The organism is Rhizobium lentis, from assembly GCF_017352135.1.
Taxonomy (GTDB): domain Bacteria; phylum Pseudomonadota; class Alphaproteobacteria; order Rhizobiales; family Rhizobiaceae; genus Rhizobium; species Rhizobium lentis.
On record NZ_CP071455.1, the window covers coordinates 409,744 to 426,449 of the forward strand.

Below are 16,706 nucleotides of genomic sequence, written 5' to 3' on the forward strand. Positions count from 1 at the left end.
CAGATATAACCGCGGCCTGATTGCCAATCGGGCCGTGGCACGCATACTGGCTCCATGCAGCAATCAGAAAATCAACCGGCAGCCATTGATGTCGCGCTCTGGCCGTATCCGAAGAACGAGGGTGACCGTAACCGCTGGATACGGTCGCTTCCACCGGATGAGCTGGAGCGCGCCGCTCGCTATCGATTCGACCGGGATCGGACCTCGTTCATCGCCGGCCGCTATCTCCTGCGGCGAATGTTGAGCGCGCATGCCGGCATCCGGCCGAGCGAGGTTGCGCTGGTTGCAGACGAGTACGGCAGGCTGACACTCGACCGTCGTGATGCCCCACGATTCAGTCTCGCCAATGCTGACGGGCTCGTGGCGGTCGCCGTCGCTTCGGGCTGCGAGCACATCGGAATAGACTGCGAGCGTATCGATACCGAGATCGAAGCGGCAGCTTTAGAGAGCTATTGCAGCCCGGGCGAACGAGGTTGGCTCGGTGAATTGCCTGCGAGCGAGCGTGCGCGCGCCGCCGTTGAACTTTGGACCTTCAAGGAGAGTCATCTGAAGGCGCTCGGCATTGGGCTGCGCGAAGATCCCCGCAATGTCGCCTTCGCCTGGGAGAACGGCCTTCCCGTCGCGGCCCACAATGGCGAGCGCGACGGGCGCTGGTTTCACCGCCTGATCGAGAGCGGCAGCCAGCACGTCGCTGCACTGGCTGTCTGCTCCCGATCAGGGCTCCCCGCCATTGATGTGCGCCTGTTTCAGGACGACAGCACGGAGTCCGAATAGCTCGCCCGGAGCTGATGCGGCATGGCCGATGCAGTCTCCGTCGCCCAGACCAGCTGCGCATTGTCGGGTTCGGTATCGAAATGCTGGCGGCCGAGAAGCGTATTGACGATGGCGGCGCTGCGCCAGGCCATGAGGCTGAGCTGCGAGTCGGCGATGCCGTGCGAATATCGGCCGGCATTCTGCGCAAACAGCCGGTTGGTTCTCGGACCGGTCCACTGCATGGTGTAGTCGTCGTTGAGGCTGGGATAGCCGTTTCTGTCGAGGCTTATCCTTTCGCCGAGCGAGGCCAGCGCATCCGGCAATCGGAACCTGTAGCCGGTCGCGAGCACCACGGCATCGGCATGAAGCACCTCTATTCCGCCGTCGAAGTGGTTTCGTACGATGAGCCGATAGGCATTGCCGTTCCGCTCCATCTGGATCACATCGCGGTTCGGCGACAGGGACGCGTTGAGCGAGCCCGGCTCGAGATAACGCAGCGCGTAGAGGCGGCGGTAGATCGAGTGGATCGTCGAGACCGACAGGCCGTCGCTGGTCAGGATCGAGTTTTTCAGGGCCGCCTGCTTCTGTTCGCCGCTGAGCTTCAGATAGGCCTGCACATATTCCGGCGAGAACACCTGGTTCGAAAACGGCGTGTCGTTGATCGGCTCGAAATTATGGCGCCGGCTGATCCAGGTCAGCTCCGTCATCAAACCGGGATCCCCAAGCAGCGCCTCGACCACCTCGCCACCGCTCTGGCCGCCGCCGACCACGACGATGCGGGCGGCGTTGAGATCGCTGAGACGCGATTTCGCCTCGCTGTTGTGGAAGCAATCGGCACCCAGGAAGGGCTTCGCCCAGTCGGGCACGAAGGGCGAAGAGCCGGTGCCGATCACCAGGTTGCGCGCTTCCTCCTGGCCGTTGTCGAAGCGCAGGACGAAGCGGTCGTCGCGGTGTTCGACATCGCGGATCTCGGCGGAGAAGCGCAGACCCTCCACGCCCCTGGCGACCCAGGCGAGATAACGCGCGAACTCCTGCCGGGGAACGGCTTCATAATTGGCGTTCAGGAAGGCGTAGAGCCGCTTATGGGCCACGAGGTAGGAGATGAAGGACCATGGGCTGGTTGGCAGGACCGGGGTGACGAGGTCCTTCAGGAACGACGACTGCAGCTCGACGCCGGGCATCATCATGCCGGGATGCCAGTCGAAGGAGCCGCGGCGCTCGAAGAAGCGGCTGCGGACCTCAGGCACCGACTCCAGCAGGCACGCAAGGCTCAGATTGGAAGGACCGATACCGATGCCGGCAACATCGAGCGGCTCGTTCAGGGCATCCCTTCGGGTAAATGCGACGGTCATGCGTTATCCTTCTCTGTTTCCTTGAGACGCAGGGCAAGCCTTGAGTGGAAGGCGGGAGACCCGATCATGTGCAGATGGTTGGTGCCGGTGATGATCTCGGCCGCGTGTGCGCGCGGCGACAGGCGGCGCCAATCGATCAGGTTGAGGCCGCGATTGAGGCTGTCGTCGGCTGCCCAGGGATAGATGGGCACATCGTGGGGAACGAGCCGATGCTTGCGGAAGATCAGGGCATTGTCGATCAGCACCCAGAATGTATGCTCGCGGCTGCTGATATCAGGCCCGTCCGTGGGAAGCGGGTCCTTCTCATCGCCGACGAAGCGCAGGAACTGCTCATAGGTATCGGCGTCCATCGTTGAAAGCAGCCTGTCCCATTCGGGCCGCATCGCCGTCTTTTGCAGCCATGCCTGCACGTCGCGGTGAAGCGCGTCGCGCTCGCCGGGCCGGAAGCGCGGCTTGGCGCCGATCGCAAATTCCGATCCGAGGTCGCAAACGTCGACCATCGCCATCATCCTGACGTTGACCTCGTTGCCCAGCGTGCGGGCAGCCTCATAGGCCAGAAGCCCGCCCCAGGACCAGCCGAGGAAGTAGCAGGGCGCGCCCCTGCTGTGCGTCCGGATATAATCGACATAGCTCTCGATGATCTCTTCGATCGGCGCGCCAACTTCCTTCTTCTCTGACAGCGAGTGGCAAATGAAGCCGGTCGCTGGCTGGTCGGCTCCGAGATAATCGACGAGCTTCACATATTCGCGCGTGCTGACGAGCAGCCCGGGGAAGCAATAGAGCCGCGGCTTGGCGCCGGAGGAGCGCAGCACGATCACTTCGGAGAGATCACGCTCCTTTCCCTGCTCCATCACGCCGGCAAAGGCGCGAATGGTCGGGTTGTTGAAGATATCGGCGACGGTGAGCGGAACCTTCGGACGGCGCTGCCGGAGTAGCGACAGGATGCGGATCGCTCCCAGCGAATTGCCGCCGATCGCGAAGAAATTATCCTCGACGCTGATTGCCTCCAGCTTCAGAACCTGGCGCCAGACATCCAGCACCTCTTCTTCGAGCCCAGTCGCCGGCTCGACGATGGCGCGCTTGACCGGCTGCGGCGCCGGCAGCGCGAAGCGGTCGAGCTTGCTGTTCGGATTGGTCGGCATCTTATCGAGTTCGACCACGGCGGCCGGCACCATGTAGGACGGCAGGCTGCGTTCCAGGCCCGCGCGGACCGTCTCGACGTCAAGCTTGTCGTCCTTCTTCGAAACGACATAGGCAACCAGCGCTTTCTCACCGGCATCGTCGTCTCGCAGTACCACCAGGGCTTCACCGACGCCCGGCTGCTGGAGCAGAGCCGCTTCGATCTCGCCGAGCTCGATGCGGTAACCGCGCAGTTTCACCTGATGGTCGACGCGGCCGACGAATTCGACGGTTCCGTCCTCACGCCAGCGCGTCAGATCACCGGAGCGGTAAAGCCGGCCGCCCTCTTTCGAGAACGGATCGGGGATGAAGCGGTCCGCCGTCGTATCAGGCTTGCCGAGATAGCCGCGGGCGATGCCCTCACCGCCGATATAAAGTTCGCCGGTTACGCCGATCGGGCACAGGTTGAGGTCGGGGTCGAGCACATAGACGCGCCTCAAACCAACGGCACGGCCGAGCGGGGCATAGACGCCCTGGAATTTCGTGCCGGCTCTCACCTTCCAGACCATTGGTGTCATGATCGTTTCAGTGGGACCGTAGCCGTTGATCAGCCATTCCGATTTCAGCGCCCGCGACAGAAGGTCGAAGGTCGATTGCGCCAGCCCCTCGCCGCCGAAGGAATAGAGCCGCATCGGCGGCGCGCCGTCCGTAATGTCGGCCCATTCCGCCAGCTGCTGCAGATAGGTTGTGGGAATGCTCGCATTGTTGGCGCCGTGTTTGCGCATCGCCGTCAGCGTCTCTTCCGGCGTCCACAGCGGCTGGTCGGGAAGGATAATGCTGCCGCCTTCCATCAGCGGGTTCATCCAGCGCTCATGGCCGCCGTCCGAGCTGAAGGGCAGGAATGGCAGCTCACGGGATTCCGAGCTCATGCCGTAGACGCGTGAGGTATTCTGCAGATGGTGGGTCAGCGGGCCATGCTCGACGGCGACACCCTTCGGCAGTCCGGTCGATCCGGAGGTGTACATGACGTAAGCGAGCTGATCCTTATGGATCGGAACATAGAGCGGCGTCTCCGGCTCGCCGTCGAGATCGAGCTTGTCGAGTTCGAGGACGATGGCGTCGAGTTCCTCCGGCAGACGATGACGCAGCCAGCTATGGGTGAGAACGATCTTCACCCCGCCGTCGCGCAGGATATGGTGGTTGCGCACCGCCGGGTGGTCGGGCTCGACGGGGATGTAGGCGCCGCCGGCCTTCAGCGTGGCGAGGATGCCGACGATTGCTTCCGGCGAACGCTTGATAAAGATCGCGACCGTCACCTCGGCGCGAACGCCGAGCTGCCGCAGCCGATGCCCAAGGCGATTGGTGCTCGCCTCCAGCCAGCCATGGCTCCATTCCTCGTCGCCATAGACGATCGCCGTCTTCTCTGGCGTCCGGCGCGAATGGGCCGATATCAGCTCGTGGACCGGCCGGTCGTCGTTGATGACGTCATCCTCGTAGGGCGCCGACAACCAGTCGAGTTCGTCGCTGCCGACGAGTTCGATGTCCTTGATCCTGAGATCAGGCTGCGCGACGATCTGCTCGAGCACCAGGCCGAAATGCCTGGCGACACGGGCGATCAGCGCGCCGTCGTAAAGGTCCTGGGCATAGTCGATCAGCCCCGATGCGCTCCCGTCGGGACGCGCCTCGATCACCAGGGAAAACTCGCTGTCGGCGCGCGGACCTAGTGGCTCCAGATTCGCAGCCTCTCTCGCGACCGGATAGGATTCGCGAAATTCGAACAGCGCCTTGACCACGGCTTCCTGTGCGGCGGCCTCGTCGACCACCAATTCCTGTGTGATGCGCTCCAGCGGCACGAGCCGGCGAAGCCCCTCCTCCGTCACCGAAGAGATCGCCGCGACGAGGTCGTCGAGGGAAAGTCTAGAGGCGAGCGGCAGAACGAGAGGAAGGACCTGTTCGGCACGGCCGCGGCTGGCGAAATGCTCCGTGCCCGGCCGCGCGACCAGAAGGCCTGTCAGCAAAGCATAATTGCCACTGTAGCGCGCCAGCAGCGCCCAGAAGGCGGCGTGAAGCACACGCTTGACCTGATATCCCTTTTTCCCCGCATGCCGTTCGAGCTTGTTCCAGAGTTCGGGCTTGATCACAAACCGATGCTCGGCGCGCGCCACGCCGGCAAGCCCGCCGCTGTTGAAGCGGGTGGGAAAAGTCGAGGCCGCATAGTCGAGACCGATGGTCTCGCGCCAATAGGCAAGCGCTTCGCGCGCCTCGTCCGTCTCCAGCCATTCTTCCTCCCGCGTTCCGGCCGAGATTTCCGCCGCCTGCATATTGCCGGCGGGTTCGCCGTCGAGAATTCGCGCCAGGGAACCGGCAAGAACGGATTTTTCGCGATCGTCGCAAATGATCGGATGCAGCACGATCGTCAGCAGCGACTGACCATCAGCAAGCGGGATGATCTGGATGCGCGCGCCTGGCCCTTCCAGGAGATCGAAGCGTCTGTTGCGGAAGGCTTTCCGCGCGGCCAACGCATCAGTCTCGGAAAGAGCGGCTCCTTCTTTTCCGAGGATTTCGGTCGGCACGGCGTTCGATGCACCGCGATATTGCTCGATGCGGCCGCCCGCCAGCCGGCGGAAGCGGGTGGTGAGCGACGGATGCTGAGCCACGAGCGCGCGGCAGGCGCCGGCAATCGTCTCGACGTCGATCGCGGCGCCCAATCGCAGCCCGATGACCTGGTCGGGAAAGACCGTGTAATTGCCGATCTGCTCCAGCGACCAGATACGCTTCTGCGCGATCGTCAGCGGAAAGCTTTCGAAGACTGCGTCCACAGCCGCATCTGTCGGGCGGGCACCGGCGAAATTGGTGATCTGCTTGTTCATCTTGTCATCCGGATGTTTCAGAGACGCGCATCGCCGGCCATTGCCGAGCGCAGGGAGAGCGGGCGCGGATCGGCCCAGATGGCGCGGATATGCGCCAGGCACTCCTGGCGCGAACCGGCAAAGCCCGCGGGCTGCCAGCTCACCGGAATCCGCTTGTCCTGCGGCCAGACCGAGTAGTGATGCTCGGTGTCGTGGACGACGATCCAGAGATCGTCGCCGGGCTCGAGATTATCCATTGAAGGCTCCTGCCGTGATTGACGTCATGCGCAAATGACGGATCCCGCCAGCCCCAGTTTAGAAGATTGTTGAGAATTTTTTTCTTCTCCCGACCCTAAATCCAGCCGGAGATGGATCGTCATTCTACCAAATCGGCATAGGAGCGGGCTTCATGCTCGCAGCATCGAAAAGCCTTGCCGATCAAGGAGAACATCATGGATTTCGACGCCGCTAAACAAAGGCAGGCTCTGCAGGCGCGCAGCTATGTCAGCCTTGCCCCCAATCTCATCCACTTGAAGACCGTGCACGGGCTCCACGAAGCCGCCTTCGAGGTCGAGGCCGGCGCCGCAACGGTCACTTTCTACCACGGCGATTCCCCGCAATCGGCGGAGCTTCTGATGGCGGCCGCCGAAGCGGTGACGGCACAGGATCGCTCGATCAAATCGGTCGCCTTCGAAGGCCATCAGATGAGCCTTCCCCGGCACATTTCAGGCGTCGGCGGAAGGCTCGAGTCCGAGATCCTCTGGCAATGGCCCTCGCTGTGGCTGCCGCAGCTTTCCTATCCGCTGCCGCCCGTGCAGAAGATGACCGCGGGCCGCTATCATCCGCGCCGACCGGCAAAGCCGAAGGGCACGGTCTACCAGCGCTTCATCCCCTGGCTGGAGCGGGATATCACCTTCAGGGTCGCCGATCCCGAAACCGATCTTGCGGTCTTCCATCGCTGGATGAACGACGAGCAGGTCAACACGATCTGGGAGGATGCGGGCTCCATCAACAAGCACCGGGAGATCCTGGAGGAAAGGATCGCCGATCCGCATATCCTGCCGCTGATCGGCAGTTTCGCGGACATTCCCTTCGGCTATTTCGAAGTCTACTGGGCCAAAGAAAACCGGCTCGGCCCCTTCTACGACGCCGACGATTACGATCGCGGCTGGCATGTCGCGATCGGCGAGCCCGATTATCGCGGCAAGAAGTGGATCAGCGCCTGGCTTCCCTCGCTGATGCATTTCATCTTCCTCGACGATCCCCGCACCAAGCGCATCGTCGGCGAGCCGCGCGCCAGCCATGAGCAGCAGATCCGCAACCTCGACCGCTCGGGCTTTGCCAAGGTCAAGCATTTCGACTTTCCACACAAGCGGGCGCTCTTGGTGATGCTGAGCCGCGAACGCTTCTTCGGCGATCATCTCTGGGTTCCCGCATCATGAACGACATGAGCGAGATGAGCAGCAGCCTCCGGAAACGGCGGCTTGCACCGGAGGATCTTGCCAGCCCGCAGCTTTTCCGGCTGCTGCTGCGGCTTGGGCTGCCCGCGATGTTCGGCCTGTCGATCAATGCCGCGCATCACACTATCAACATGATCTTCCTCGGCATGATCGGCGAAGACCAGATCGCCGCGATCATGATCGTGCTGCCGATCCTCATGCTCGTCGCCGCCTTCGGCGAAGGCATCGGCGTCGGCGCGGCGACCGAGGTCGGGCGCGCACTCGGCGCCGGCAACCGATCGAAAGCCGGCATCCTCGCCTCGGTCAGCCTTGCCGCCGGCGTCGCCTTCGGCGCGGCGAGCGCCATCGCGATCGTCGCTTTTCCCTCTTTCATGCTGTTCGGCGCCACGGCCGCCATCGAGCCGCTTGCGCAGCATTATCTCCTCATTATCGCGTTCTCGATACCGCTGACGATGGCGCAGATCATTCTCGACTTTTTGGCGATCGCCGAGGGCAATGCCCGCTTCAGCATGTGGACGCTGGTCGCCTGCTTCGCGCTGAACATCATCCTCGACCCGATCATGATCTTCGGTTTCGGTCTCGGCCTGCAGGGCGTGGCTATCGCGACGATCCTCTCCCAGCTCGTGGCGCTCTGCATCTATGGCGCCTACCATGCGAGGCGGCTTGGGACGATCCGGCTGTCGCTCGGCTGGCGGTTCGCCGATCTTAGCCATCTCAGGCCGGTTCTTGCAGTGGGCGCGCCGACGACGCTGACGAGCCTTGCAACGGCGGGCGCAATCGCCACGATGCTGTCGATCGCCGGCACCTACCACGGTGAAGACGGGATTGCCGGCGTCGGGATCGCCCTGCGGCTGCTCGCCGTCGGCGCGCTGCCTGTCATCGGCATTTCGCTCGGGGCGCAGTCCATCCTGAGCTTTGCCTGGGGTCGTGGGGATATCGACCGAGTGCTGTCGGCAGCCCGCATGCTGACAGCAGTGACAAGTGCGGTCGGCGGCGCCTACGGGCTGATGGCGATCATCTTTTCCGAGCACCTTGCCTCGTATTTCACCGACGATGCATCCGTGGTTTCGATCGCTGGGCAGGCGATCATTGCAACCCATCTTCCCTTCCTGCTGTTCGGCCTCAGGCAAACCGTGCTGATCCTCTTCCAGGCGCAAGGCAGGCCGAAAGCCGCAGTGATCATCGGCCTGGCGCAGAATGGATATCTTCTCTTTCCGCTCTTGGCTCTCCTGCCGCCCTTCTTCGGTTTTTCCGGCCTGCTCGCAGCCATGTTCCTGGCCTCGGCGCTCACCGGTCTCTTGTCATGCTTCTGCCTGGCGCAGTCGCTCGGCGCGCTCCGGCACCGCTCGGCCGACCGGCTGATCTCCATCCGTCCCCATCCCCGCTTTTGTCCATGAGAGGATTATTATGAACCAGTCGTTCAGCCCACGCGGTCTTGGCGCCCATGCGGCCGCCGACGATCTCTTCACGCCCGTCGATCCGGCGGCCTTCAACGCCGTCTCGCCGCCGATCTTCCAGACGTCGCTCTTCACCTATGACAGTTACGAGGCGATGGAGGATGTCTTTGCCGGCCGGGCGCGCAACTTCATCTATTCGCGCGGCGACAATCCGACCGTCCGCGAATTCGAGCTGCTGGTCGCCCGCCTCGAAGGCGCGGAAGACGGGCGCGCCTTTTCGAGCGGAACGGCCGCCATCACTTCGACCATTCTCAGCCTCGTGGAAGCGGGCGACCGGGTCGTTGCGGTCCGCCACCTCTATAATGATGTCTACCGCCTACTGGTGAAGCTGCTCGGCCGGCTCGGCGTCACGGTGGATTTCGTCGATCCTTCCGACCATGACGAGGTGCGCAAGGCGCTGCCGGGCGCCAAGCTGCTCTATCTCGAAAATCCCTCCTCCTTCGTCTTCGAGCTTCAGGACATCGTGGCGCTGTCGGCCATGGCGAAAGAGGCCGGTGTGACGACCCTCATCGACAATTCCTGGGCAACGCCGCTCTTTCAGAAGCCGATCCAGCACGGCGTTGATATCGTCATTCACGCCGCCTCGAAATATCTCGGCGGCCACAGCGATACGGTCGCCGGCGTCGTCGTCGGCTCGAACGAGGCGATCGCCAGAATCAACTCGACCTCCTACCCCTATGTCGGCGCCAAGCTCTCGCCCTTCGAGGCCTGGCTCCTGCTGCGCGGCATGCGGACGCTTCGCGTCCGGCTGAAGGAGCATGAGCGCAGCGGGCTTCTGCTCGCCGACCGGCTGAAGCAGCATCCCGACATTGCGCGCGTCCGCCATCCGGCCTTTCAGGATCATCCCGGCCGGGCGACGCTGTCGGGATATGCCGGGCTCTTTGCCTTCGACGTCACGCCCGACATCGATGTCGCGCGCTTCGTCAATGCGCTTCGCGAGATCCGTCTCGGCGTCAGCTGGGGAGGACCGGAAACGCTGGTTGTTCCGGCCAAGGTTGCACTGCAGATCCCCGACCGGATGACCACTTTCATCCGGTTCGGCGTGAGCGAGCAGACGGTTCGTTTCGCAGTTGGGCTGGAAGAACCGGAACTGCTTTGGAGCGACCTTGAGCAGGCGCTGCACGCCGCGCAGCGGTAACATCCTGCCGATGTACATGATCGGGGCGGGCGGGTTCGGTGATCGCCGAATGGCAATGCTGCTCCGCCGCCTTGATCATGAAATTGACCAACGTCCTCGAGACGCCGAGTTCAGCCGCGATATCCTTCTGCGGCACGCCATTCAGGCGATGGCGAATGAAGGCGTCGTTGGTCCGCTTCGGCAGCGCCTCGAGCGAAGCAAGCACATCACGCAGGGTCTCGGCGGCCACCAGCTGATCGAGCACGGTGGGGATCGGAGCGGTGATTTCCTGAATCTGATCTATCGACCTATGGTTGTTCAACTGTTGGCGTCGGCGGCGGCTCTCGTCGAGGGCGAGGTTATAAACCATCCGGAAGGCGTAACCGATCGGGCAACGAATACCCTCGACATTAACCCCGTAAGCTTTAATGACGCCATCCTGAAATATATCCTCAGAATATGACCTTGATTTGACAACGCTTTCAATCGTTTTAAGGAGTTTTTCCTTATTTTCGATCATCGCGTTGACAACCGCATTTCCGTTCACATCACGATGCGATGCTCGCATTGCCCTGTACCCTTTTTACAAATGGAAAATCAGGCTCTGTCGTTGCTGGTCGGTTCGGCCTTGGCGCTCCTTTTTCAAGCGGAAGTGCACGATGTGATTGCAGTGTCTATTTTAAGGTGATAACAAGAGTCAAGTTTAAATCGATCAAACGAATGCGAGAAATAAATGGGACAAACAGTCGAGATCCTGACCGGCAAGGCAGAGCTTTGCCGATCGATCATGGGGGCCTTGCCAGACTGGTTTTCGGAACCTGAAGTCATCGAGGCAAGTGCACAGGCGGTCGAGGAACTGCCAGTGTTCGGCTATGTCGAAGCCGATGTCGTCACTGCGATGATCGCCCTAAAGCCGCACCTGCCCGATGCCGTCGAAATCGCGCTGATCGCGACCCGACCGGAATATCACGGCCACGGCGCCGGGCGTCATCTCGTCGACGCGGCCGAACGCTTCGCCCAGGAAGCGGGCGCCCGGCTGCTCACGGTCAAGACGCTCGCGCCGCGCGGGCGCGATGAGCCGCAATTCGAGGCGACGCGGCGCTTCTATGACCGAACCGGCTTCGTCAAGGCCGAGGTCTTTCCAAAATTCTGGCGCGAGGATCATCCTTGCCTGTTCATGATCAAGCCGCTCACGGACAAGCAGCCAGGCAGGACAGCGCTTTGAGACGACGAGACTTTCTACTCGGCGCTCTGGCAATGACCGGCGCGCCGGCCATCGCGGGCGCGGGCGATGCCAACATCGTTTCGCTGGATTACGGGCTGGCGTCGACGATGCTGGCGCTCGGCAGCGTGCCGCGCGCAATCGCCTCCCTCAGGAACTGGCCGGAATGGGTGGTCGAGCCGGCGATGCCCTCAGGCGTCGTCGATGTCGGCACCACGTCCGAGATCAATCTCGAAGTCCTCACCAGCCTCCGGCCATCGCTCATCCTCAGCACGCCCTTCCTGGCCGCGCTGGACGAAAAACTCTCCCAGATCGCACCGGTGGAAAGCTTCACCGTCTACGCCGAGAACGGAGAGGCGCTCGACCGCTCCTATTCGGAAACGCTGCGTCTCGGCGCCATGATTGGGCGGCAGAGGCAAGCGGAGGCATTTCTGTCCCGCGCCGACGCCACCTTCGCCCGGCTGCGCGACCGGATCAAAAGCCTGTCGGCGCCACCGGTCGCCGTCATCAACTTCATCGACCTGAGACATGCGCGCATCTATGGCGGCCCCGGGCTTTACGGCGGTGCCATGGGCCGGATCGGCCTAGAAAATGCCTGGCAGGGCGAAGCGAGCTACTGGGGATTTCAGACGATCGGCCTGGAACAGCTCGCCGAGCTCGACGAAGAAGCCCATCTCGTCGTCGTTTCGCCGCTGCTTCCGCCTGATGTCCTGACCCGACTTTCCGAAAGTCCGCTCTGGACCAGCCTTCCCTTCGTCCGGCGGCAGCGGATCTCGGTCGTTCCAGGCGTTCTGATGTTTGGAATGGTCCAGGAAGCGCTGCGCTTTTCGACCCTGATGGTCGAAGTTCTGGAGACTGCGGCCTGATGAAAGTGCAAATTTCCGGCTTCGGCGCGCCCGCGCTTGCGTCGCTGCTGCTGTTTTCTAGCCTGGGCCTGGCTCTCCTTGACCTGCTCCCGTCGCTGCCCCATCTGGAGACATCAGGCGGATACGATGCGCAGCACCTTCTCCTCCTCTACTCCACGCTCCCGCGCATGGCCACGGCCCTGATCACCGGCGCCGCGCTTGCGCTGTCGGGCACGATCCTGCAACAGGTGCTGCGCAATCCGCTGGCTTCACCAACGACGCTCGGCGTTTCGGCCGGGGCCAATCTGGCGCTGGTCTCTGTCATGCTCGCCTTCCCCTCGCTGGCGGGGTGGGGCCGCGACGCGGTCGCTCTTGCCGGAAGTGCTGCTGCTGCCTTCGCCATTTTTTCGATCAGCGCCCGGCACGGTTTCTCGCCCTTCTCCCTCATCCTGTCGGGCATGATCATCGGCCTGTGGTGCGGCGCGGCGGCGGCCATTCTGATCTTGATGAACGATCAATATCTCTCCGGGATCTTCATCTGGGGCGCTGGGTCTCTGTCGCAGCAAAGCTGGGCGATCCCGCTGTCGCTGCTGCCCAAGGTCGCCCTCCTCGCCGGCCTCGCCTTCCTCGCCGCGAGACCGCTGGCGCTGAGCCAGCTCGGAGATGCCGGCGCAGCGAGCCTCGGCCTGCCGATCAAATGGGCGCGCGGCTTTATCCTGGCGATTGCGATTGCACTGAGCGCCCTCGTCACCAGCGCCGTCGGCGTCATCGGCTTCATCGGGCTGGTCGCCCCGCAGATCGTCCGGCTGGCCGGCGCACGCCGGGTCGTCAGCCAGTTGATCTGGTCGCCCATAGCAGGCGCCGGCCTTCTTCTTCTGACCGATGAGGCGAGCAAGCTCCTTGCTCCCGGCGATTTCGTGCCGACCGGGGCTGTCACCGCGTTGCTCGGCGGACCGATCCTGATTGCGCTTCTGCCACGCCTTGCCACTGCCACCCGCGCGCTGCCGGGCATGGCTACGCCAGGAGTTGCCGTCGCCGGCAGAACGGCACCCCTCGGCCTGCTGCTGGTCTCGGTCGCCGCGCTGGCAGCGGCCGCGATCTTCTTCGGCCGCGCACCCGACGGAAGCTGGACCTGGCTGCCGGCCGCTGCGTGGAATGAGATCCTTCCCCTTCGCCTGCCGCGCGTCGCGGCCGCCTTTGGCGCCGGAACCGTGCTCGGCGTGACCGGACTGATCCTGCAGCGGCTGACCGGAAACGAAATGGCAAGTCCCGAGGTGCTCGGCGTTTCGGCCGGAGCCACGCTCGGCGTCGCGGCTGCCATGTTCGCCTTCGCCGCGCCGGGCCTGACGGTCCAGCTTGCCTTTGCCGGCGGCGGCGCGCTTGGCGTGCTGCTGCTGATCTTCCTCCTGAGCGCCCGTTCAGGCTTCGGCCCGAACCGCGTGCTGCTCGCCGGCATCGCCTTCGGCGCGATCCTCGATGCCGGGATCGGCGTGCTGGCGGCAAGCGGCGATCCGCGCGGCCTGGCGCTGATCCGCTGGATGTCGGGCTCGACCTATTTCGTCGACAACAGCGTTGCCGCAAGCGCCATGCTGATCGCTCTTGCCTGTCTCATCGCGGCCTTTCTCGCAAGCCGCTGGCTTGCCCTGCTGCAGCTCGGCTCGGAGACGGCGAGCGAACTCGGCCTCAGGATAGCACCGGCGCGCGGCGTCCTCTTCGGGCTCTCGGCGATCATGACAGCGGCCGCCACGCTGGTCGTCGGCCCCTTGAGCTTCGTCGGGCTGATGGCGCCGCACCTTGCCCATGGGCTTGGCCTCCGCCGTCCCCCAACCCAACTGCTCGCCGCAGCGCTGATCGGAGCGACGCTGCTCGTCATCGCCGACTGGGCCGGCCGCATGATCGCCTTCCCCTATCAGGTTCCAGCCGGATTGATTTCAGCCCTGGTCGGTGCCCCGATGCTGCTTTTCCTTCTGCGCCGGCGCCCATGAGAAGCCGCCTTCATCCTGCCAATGCTTCCGCATCGGCCCCTGCAGGGATGCGCAATGGAGAGGAAGGATCGGTCGCAGCACGCCACACCGCCTCGACGACGTCGACGGGCTGTGTCAAGGCGGTCTCCGACTGCTGCTCCCAGGATGCGAACACCTCTGCGACAACTGACGAATAGGCTTCCGGGAAGCCACCCTCTTGTTGAATCCGTGCGCGCGCCGTATCGCCGAACCGCGTTTCTGGCGCGCGTCCTGGAAGCACGATCCTCACACGCACATTGAACGGCTCGAGCTCGAGCGCGACAGATTCGGTGAACGCGTTCACCGCGGCTTTGCTCGCCGTATAGACCGAGAGGAGCGGAAGCGGCTTGAGTGTCACGCTTGACGTGACGTTGACGATGACGCCTTCCTGGCGCGCCCGCATCTGCGGCAGAACCGCCTGCGTCATCGCGATTGTTCCGAGCGTGTTCGTCTCGAAAATATCGCGGGCGATCTCCATCGGCGTTCCCTCGACCGCGTTGAGCCAACCGATGCCGGCATTGTTTACCAGCACATCCACGGGGCCAGCGGCCTCAACCGCAGCGCGGATACTTTCGGGGCTCGTGACATCGAGCGCAACGATCGCAAGATTGTCCGAAGGCGGCAGAAGGTCTTGGCGTGGCGTTCGCATGGTGGCAATCACCTTCCATCCCTGCGCGAGAAAGAACCTGGCAATTTCCAGCCCGAAACCAGATGAGCATCCTGTAACGAGAACCGTCTTCATATGTGTCTCCTATCTATGCTGACGGCCATAGATGTAGACGGCGATATCGGGACTGGATATCATGCATAGTCCTTTTTTCATTATCAGGAGTATCGATGAGCGACCCTTTGGCGGATATGGTCACGCTGCTTCAGCCAGCTGCCCGCTATTCAAAGCTCGTCAGCGGCGCAGGAACGTGGCGCGTCGAGCGACAGGAGACAGGTCAGCCTTTCTACTGCGTGGTCCTGGAAGGTTCTTCGCGGTTGAGCGCTGAGGACGAGCAGATCACACTCCTAGAAGGCGACTTCATCCTGATCCCGGCTGCCCGTGCATTCACGATGTGGAGCCTCGACGACGGGTCATCGGGCGGCATCGATCCCCTCACCGTCACGATGCTCGCCGAGGAAACCCGGCACGGCGATCCCGAAGGCGTCCCGAATGCACGATTGCTCGTCGGCCATTTCGCCTTCGGCTCGCCTGATACGGCCTTGCTGGTCGCCCTGCTGCCGCGGATCATCCATATCCGTGGCGACAGCAGACTTTCGGCGATCGTTCAACTTGTCACGGACGAAGCGCGCGCGGAGCGGCCGGGAAAGAACATGATCCTGGCTCGATTGTTGGAAGTGCTGCTTGTCGAGGCGCTTCGCTCGACGGACGGGGAGACTGCGCCGCTTGGAATCCTGCGGGGGTTGAGCGATGGACGCCTCTCGCTCGCCATTCGTCGGCTGCATGAAAATCCCGCGATGGAATGGACGGTGGAACAGCTTGCCGGCGAGGCTGCGCTGTCGCGGTCGGCGTTTTTCAATCGCTTCCGGCGTGCTGTGGGTCTGGCGCCAATGGAATATCTGATATCATGGCGCATGGCGCTCGCCAAAAATCTGTTGAGGCACGAGCATATCGGAATTCAGGAAATCGCCGAGCGCGTCGGCTATGGCTCCGCAAGCGCGTTCAGCACGGCATTTACGCGCTCTGTCGGCTTGCGGCCGTCTAGATATGCCGAGCAAATAAGGACCGTCTGATTCAATGCCGCCCGTCCGGCAGCGGACAGGCTTCGCCGCAGCCGCCAACGCCTGGTAGGTTGTAGCGCAGGCAGCAGACTTTGCGGCGGGCGAATTCGAGGCCGCATTGCTGGCGCGCCATGCGGATCATGCCGAACATCGGATTGCGACCGCCGCCCGGCCATTGCGCTTCATCGAGCAGCGCCAGACCGCCCTGAACGAGGCCGGGCTCGTGGCGATGAGCAATCTCTTTCAGAATCCAGGAGAGATAGGCAGCGACATTGTTCCAGAGAAGCTTCGGCGCGACCCCGGCATTGGTGGCGATCGCCGCGATGACAGGCTCGGCGTGGCCGAGCATCATCCGGTGAAGCTCGCCGGCCGGATCGCTTGTCACTTCGGGCTGACCGGACATCACGAATGCTTCCGGCTCGCCTGTCTGCTCATTGCAGACCAGCCAAATCCGATCGATCTCCATCGGCAGCGCGATGCGGTTGACGAACATATGGACGCTCGGCGCGATCGTCAGCATGCTGAAATAATAGAGCGTCCACATGGAGACGATCGCGCGGCGATCGCTGCCTGGAAACTTCTGGGCATATCGGGCGATGATCCCGTCAAAGACGTCGCGGTCGCCGAGATTCCCGCAGGGAACGACCAGGCCGGTCTGCGAGGGAGAACTGAGCAGCTTGCCGCGGCAATAGGAGAACGGGCCGTCGCCCACCAGGCCATCGAGGTCGACGGTCTTATGGCCGACAGAATGATCGGCAATCGAAGGACGCTCTGATGCCCCGTTCCTCTCCATCGCCATGC

General features: G+C 63.1%; 14 protein-coding genes. 8 read left to right on the forward strand and 6 right to left on the reverse strand.

Going from position 1 to position 16,706, the window contains the following annotated elements; all coding sequences use genetic code 11:
* Positions 1-54 precede the first annotated feature (54 nt).
* Positions 55-774: a 4'-phosphopantetheinyl transferase family protein gene (locus J0663_RS24070; RefSeq protein ID WP_207245440.1), complete on the forward strand. Its 720-nt coding sequence runs from the start codon at positions 55-57 to the stop codon at positions 772-774.
* Here the strand turns inward: J0663_RS24070 and J0663_RS24075 are convergent.
* From J0663_RS24075 to J0663_RS24085, 3 genes are read right to left on the reverse strand one after another with little or no spacing between them, the layout of a single operon-like run.
* On the reverse strand, positions 747-2,105 hold the full coding sequence (locus tag J0663_RS24075; protein ID WP_207245441.1) for a lysine N(6)-hydroxylase/L-ornithine N(5)-oxygenase family protein: 1,359 nt from the start codon (positions 2,103-2,105) through the stop codon (positions 747-749). The genes J0663_RS24070 and J0663_RS24075 overlap by 28 nt on opposite strands.
* The gene (locus tag J0663_RS24080) at positions 2,102-6,094 is read right to left on the reverse strand and encodes a non-ribosomal peptide synthetase (protein ID WP_207245442.1); all 3,993 of its coding nucleotides are present in this window, start codon (positions 6,092-6,094) and stop codon (positions 2,102-2,104) included. The genes J0663_RS24075 and J0663_RS24080 overlap by 4 nt, the downstream gene beginning before the upstream one ends.
* A gap of 17 nt (positions 6,095-6,111) precedes the next feature.
* Positions 6,112-6,330 carry an MbtH family protein gene (locus J0663_RS24085; RefSeq protein ID WP_207245443.1) on the reverse strand — a complete coding sequence of 73 codons (219 nt, stop codon included), beginning with the start codon at positions 6,328-6,330 and terminating at the stop codon, positions 6,112-6,114.
* 195 nt (positions 6,331-6,525) lie between these two features.
* On the opposite strand from J0663_RS24085, the gene J0663_RS24090 reads away from it, so the two are divergent.
* From J0663_RS24090 to J0663_RS24100, 3 genes are read left to right on the forward strand one after another with little or no spacing between them, the layout of a single operon-like run.
* Positions 6,526-7,515, forward strand: coding sequence for a GNAT family N-acetyltransferase (locus J0663_RS24090; RefSeq protein WP_207245444.1), 990 nt, complete (start codon positions 6,526-6,528; stop codon positions 7,513-7,515).
* Positions 7,512-8,930, forward strand: a complete 1,419-nt coding sequence (locus J0663_RS24095; RefSeq protein WP_207245445.1) for an MATE family efflux transporter — start codon at positions 7,512-7,514, stop codon at positions 8,928-8,930. The genes J0663_RS24090 and J0663_RS24095 overlap by 4 nt, the downstream gene beginning before the upstream one ends.
* Before the next feature lie 10 nt (positions 8,931-8,940).
* Positions 8,941-10,128: a PLP-dependent transferase gene (locus tag J0663_RS24100; protein ID WP_207245446.1), complete on the forward strand. Its 1,188-nt coding sequence runs from the start codon at positions 8,941-8,943 to the stop codon at positions 10,126-10,128.
* Here J0663_RS24100 and J0663_RS24105 read toward each other — a convergent pair.
* On the reverse strand, positions 10,019-10,675 hold the full coding sequence (locus J0663_RS24105; RefSeq protein ID WP_207245447.1) for a sigma-70 family RNA polymerase sigma factor: 657 nt from the start codon (positions 10,673-10,675) through the stop codon (positions 10,019-10,021). The two genes, J0663_RS24100 and J0663_RS24105, sit on opposite strands and share 110 nt — an antisense overlap.
* Positions 10,676-10,840: 165 nt before the next feature.
* Here J0663_RS24105 and J0663_RS24110 point away from each other — a divergent pair, with 165 nt between their 5' ends.
* Genes J0663_RS24110 through fhuB form a run of 3 tightly spaced genes read left to right on the forward strand, consistent with a single transcriptional unit; the run spans position 10,841 to position 14,159 of the window.
* Entirely contained in the window at positions 10,841-11,332 is a 492-nt protein-coding gene (locus J0663_RS24110; RefSeq protein ID WP_207245448.1) for a GNAT family N-acetyltransferase, read from the forward strand.
* A 32-nt stretch (positions 11,333-11,364) separates the two neighbouring features.
* Positions 11,365-12,195, forward strand: a complete 831-nt coding sequence (locus J0663_RS24115) for an iron-siderophore ABC transporter substrate-binding protein (protein WP_207245476.1) — start codon at positions 11,365-11,367, stop codon at positions 12,193-12,195.
* Positions 12,195-14,159: a Fe(3+)-hydroxamate ABC transporter permease FhuB gene (fhuB, locus tag J0663_RS24120; protein WP_207245449.1), complete on the forward strand. Its 1,965-nt coding sequence runs from the start codon at positions 12,195-12,197 to the stop codon at positions 14,157-14,159. The genes J0663_RS24115 and fhuB overlap by 1 nt, the downstream gene beginning before the upstream one ends.
* Positions 14,160-14,169: 10 nt before the next feature.
* Here fhuB and J0663_RS24125 read toward each other — a convergent pair whose 3' ends face one another.
* Positions 14,170-14,919, reverse strand: coding sequence for an SDR family oxidoreductase (locus J0663_RS24125; protein WP_207245450.1), 750 nt, complete (start codon positions 14,917-14,919; stop codon positions 14,170-14,172).
* A gap of 95 nt (positions 14,920-15,014) precedes the next feature.
* Between J0663_RS24125 and J0663_RS24130 the strand changes: the two genes are divergently transcribed.
* Positions 15,015-15,917, forward strand: a complete 903-nt coding sequence (locus J0663_RS24130) for an AraC family transcriptional regulator (RefSeq protein WP_207245451.1) — start codon at positions 15,015-15,017, stop codon at positions 15,915-15,917.
* Position 15,918: 1 nt separating this feature from the next.
* On the opposite strand, the gene fhuF is transcribed toward J0663_RS24130, so the two are convergent.
* Positions 15,919-16,704, reverse strand: a complete 786-nt coding sequence (fhuF, locus tag J0663_RS24135) for a siderophore-iron reductase FhuF (protein WP_375337012.1) — start codon at positions 16,702-16,704, stop codon at positions 15,919-15,921.
* Between the last annotated feature and the right edge of the window lie 2 nt (positions 16,705-16,706).

Bases quoted from the DNA above. Each gene is read 5' to 3' on its own strand.
- J0663_RS24070 (WP_207245440.1), top strand. From the start codon at position 55: ATGCAGCAATCAGAAAATCAACCGGCAGCCATTGATGTCGCGCTCTGG.
- fhuB (WP_207245449.1), top strand. From the start codon at position 12,195: ATGAAAGTGCAAATTTCCGGCTTCGGCGCGCCCGCGCTTGCGTCGCTG.
- J0663_RS24090 (WP_207245444.1), top strand. From the start codon at position 6,526: ATGGATTTCGACGCCGCTAAACAAAGGCAGGCTCTGCAGGCGCGCAGC.
- J0663_RS24130 (WP_207245451.1), top strand. From the start codon at position 15,015: ATGAGCGACCCTTTGGCGGATATGGTCACGCTGCTTCAGCCAGCTGCC.
- fhuF (WP_375337012.1), bottom strand. From the start codon at position 16,704: ATGGCGATGGAGAGGAACGGGGCATCAGAGCGTCCTTCGATTGCCGAT.
- J0663_RS24075 (WP_207245441.1), bottom strand. From the start codon at position 2,105: ATGACCGTCGCATTTACCCGAAGGGATGCCCTGAACGAGCCGCTCGAT.
- J0663_RS24115 (WP_207245476.1), top strand. From the start codon at position 11,365: ATGACCGGCGCGCCGGCCATCGCGGGCGCGGGCGATGCCAACATCGTT.
- J0663_RS24110 (WP_207245448.1), top strand. From the start codon at position 10,841: ATGGGACAAACAGTCGAGATCCTGACCGGCAAGGCAGAGCTTTGCCGA.
- J0663_RS24095 (WP_207245445.1), top strand. From the start codon at position 7,512: ATGAACGACATGAGCGAGATGAGCAGCAGCCTCCGGAAACGGCGGCTT.
- J0663_RS24105 (WP_207245447.1), bottom strand. From the start codon at position 10,675: ATGCGAGCATCGCATCGTGATGTGAACGGAAATGCGGTTGTCAACGCG.
- J0663_RS24085 (WP_207245443.1), bottom strand. From the start codon at position 6,330: ATGGATAATCTCGAGCCCGGCGACGATCTCTGGATCGTCGTCCACGAC.
- J0663_RS24100 (WP_207245446.1), top strand. From the start codon at position 8,941: ATGAACCAGTCGTTCAGCCCACGCGGTCTTGGCGCCCATGCGGCCGCC.
- J0663_RS24125 (WP_207245450.1), bottom strand. From the start codon at position 14,919: ATGAAGACGGTTCTCGTTACAGGATGCTCATCTGGTTTCGGGCTGGAA.
- J0663_RS24080 (WP_207245442.1), bottom strand. From the start codon at position 6,094: ATGAACAAGCAGATCACCAATTTCGCCGGTGCCCGCCCGACAGATGCG.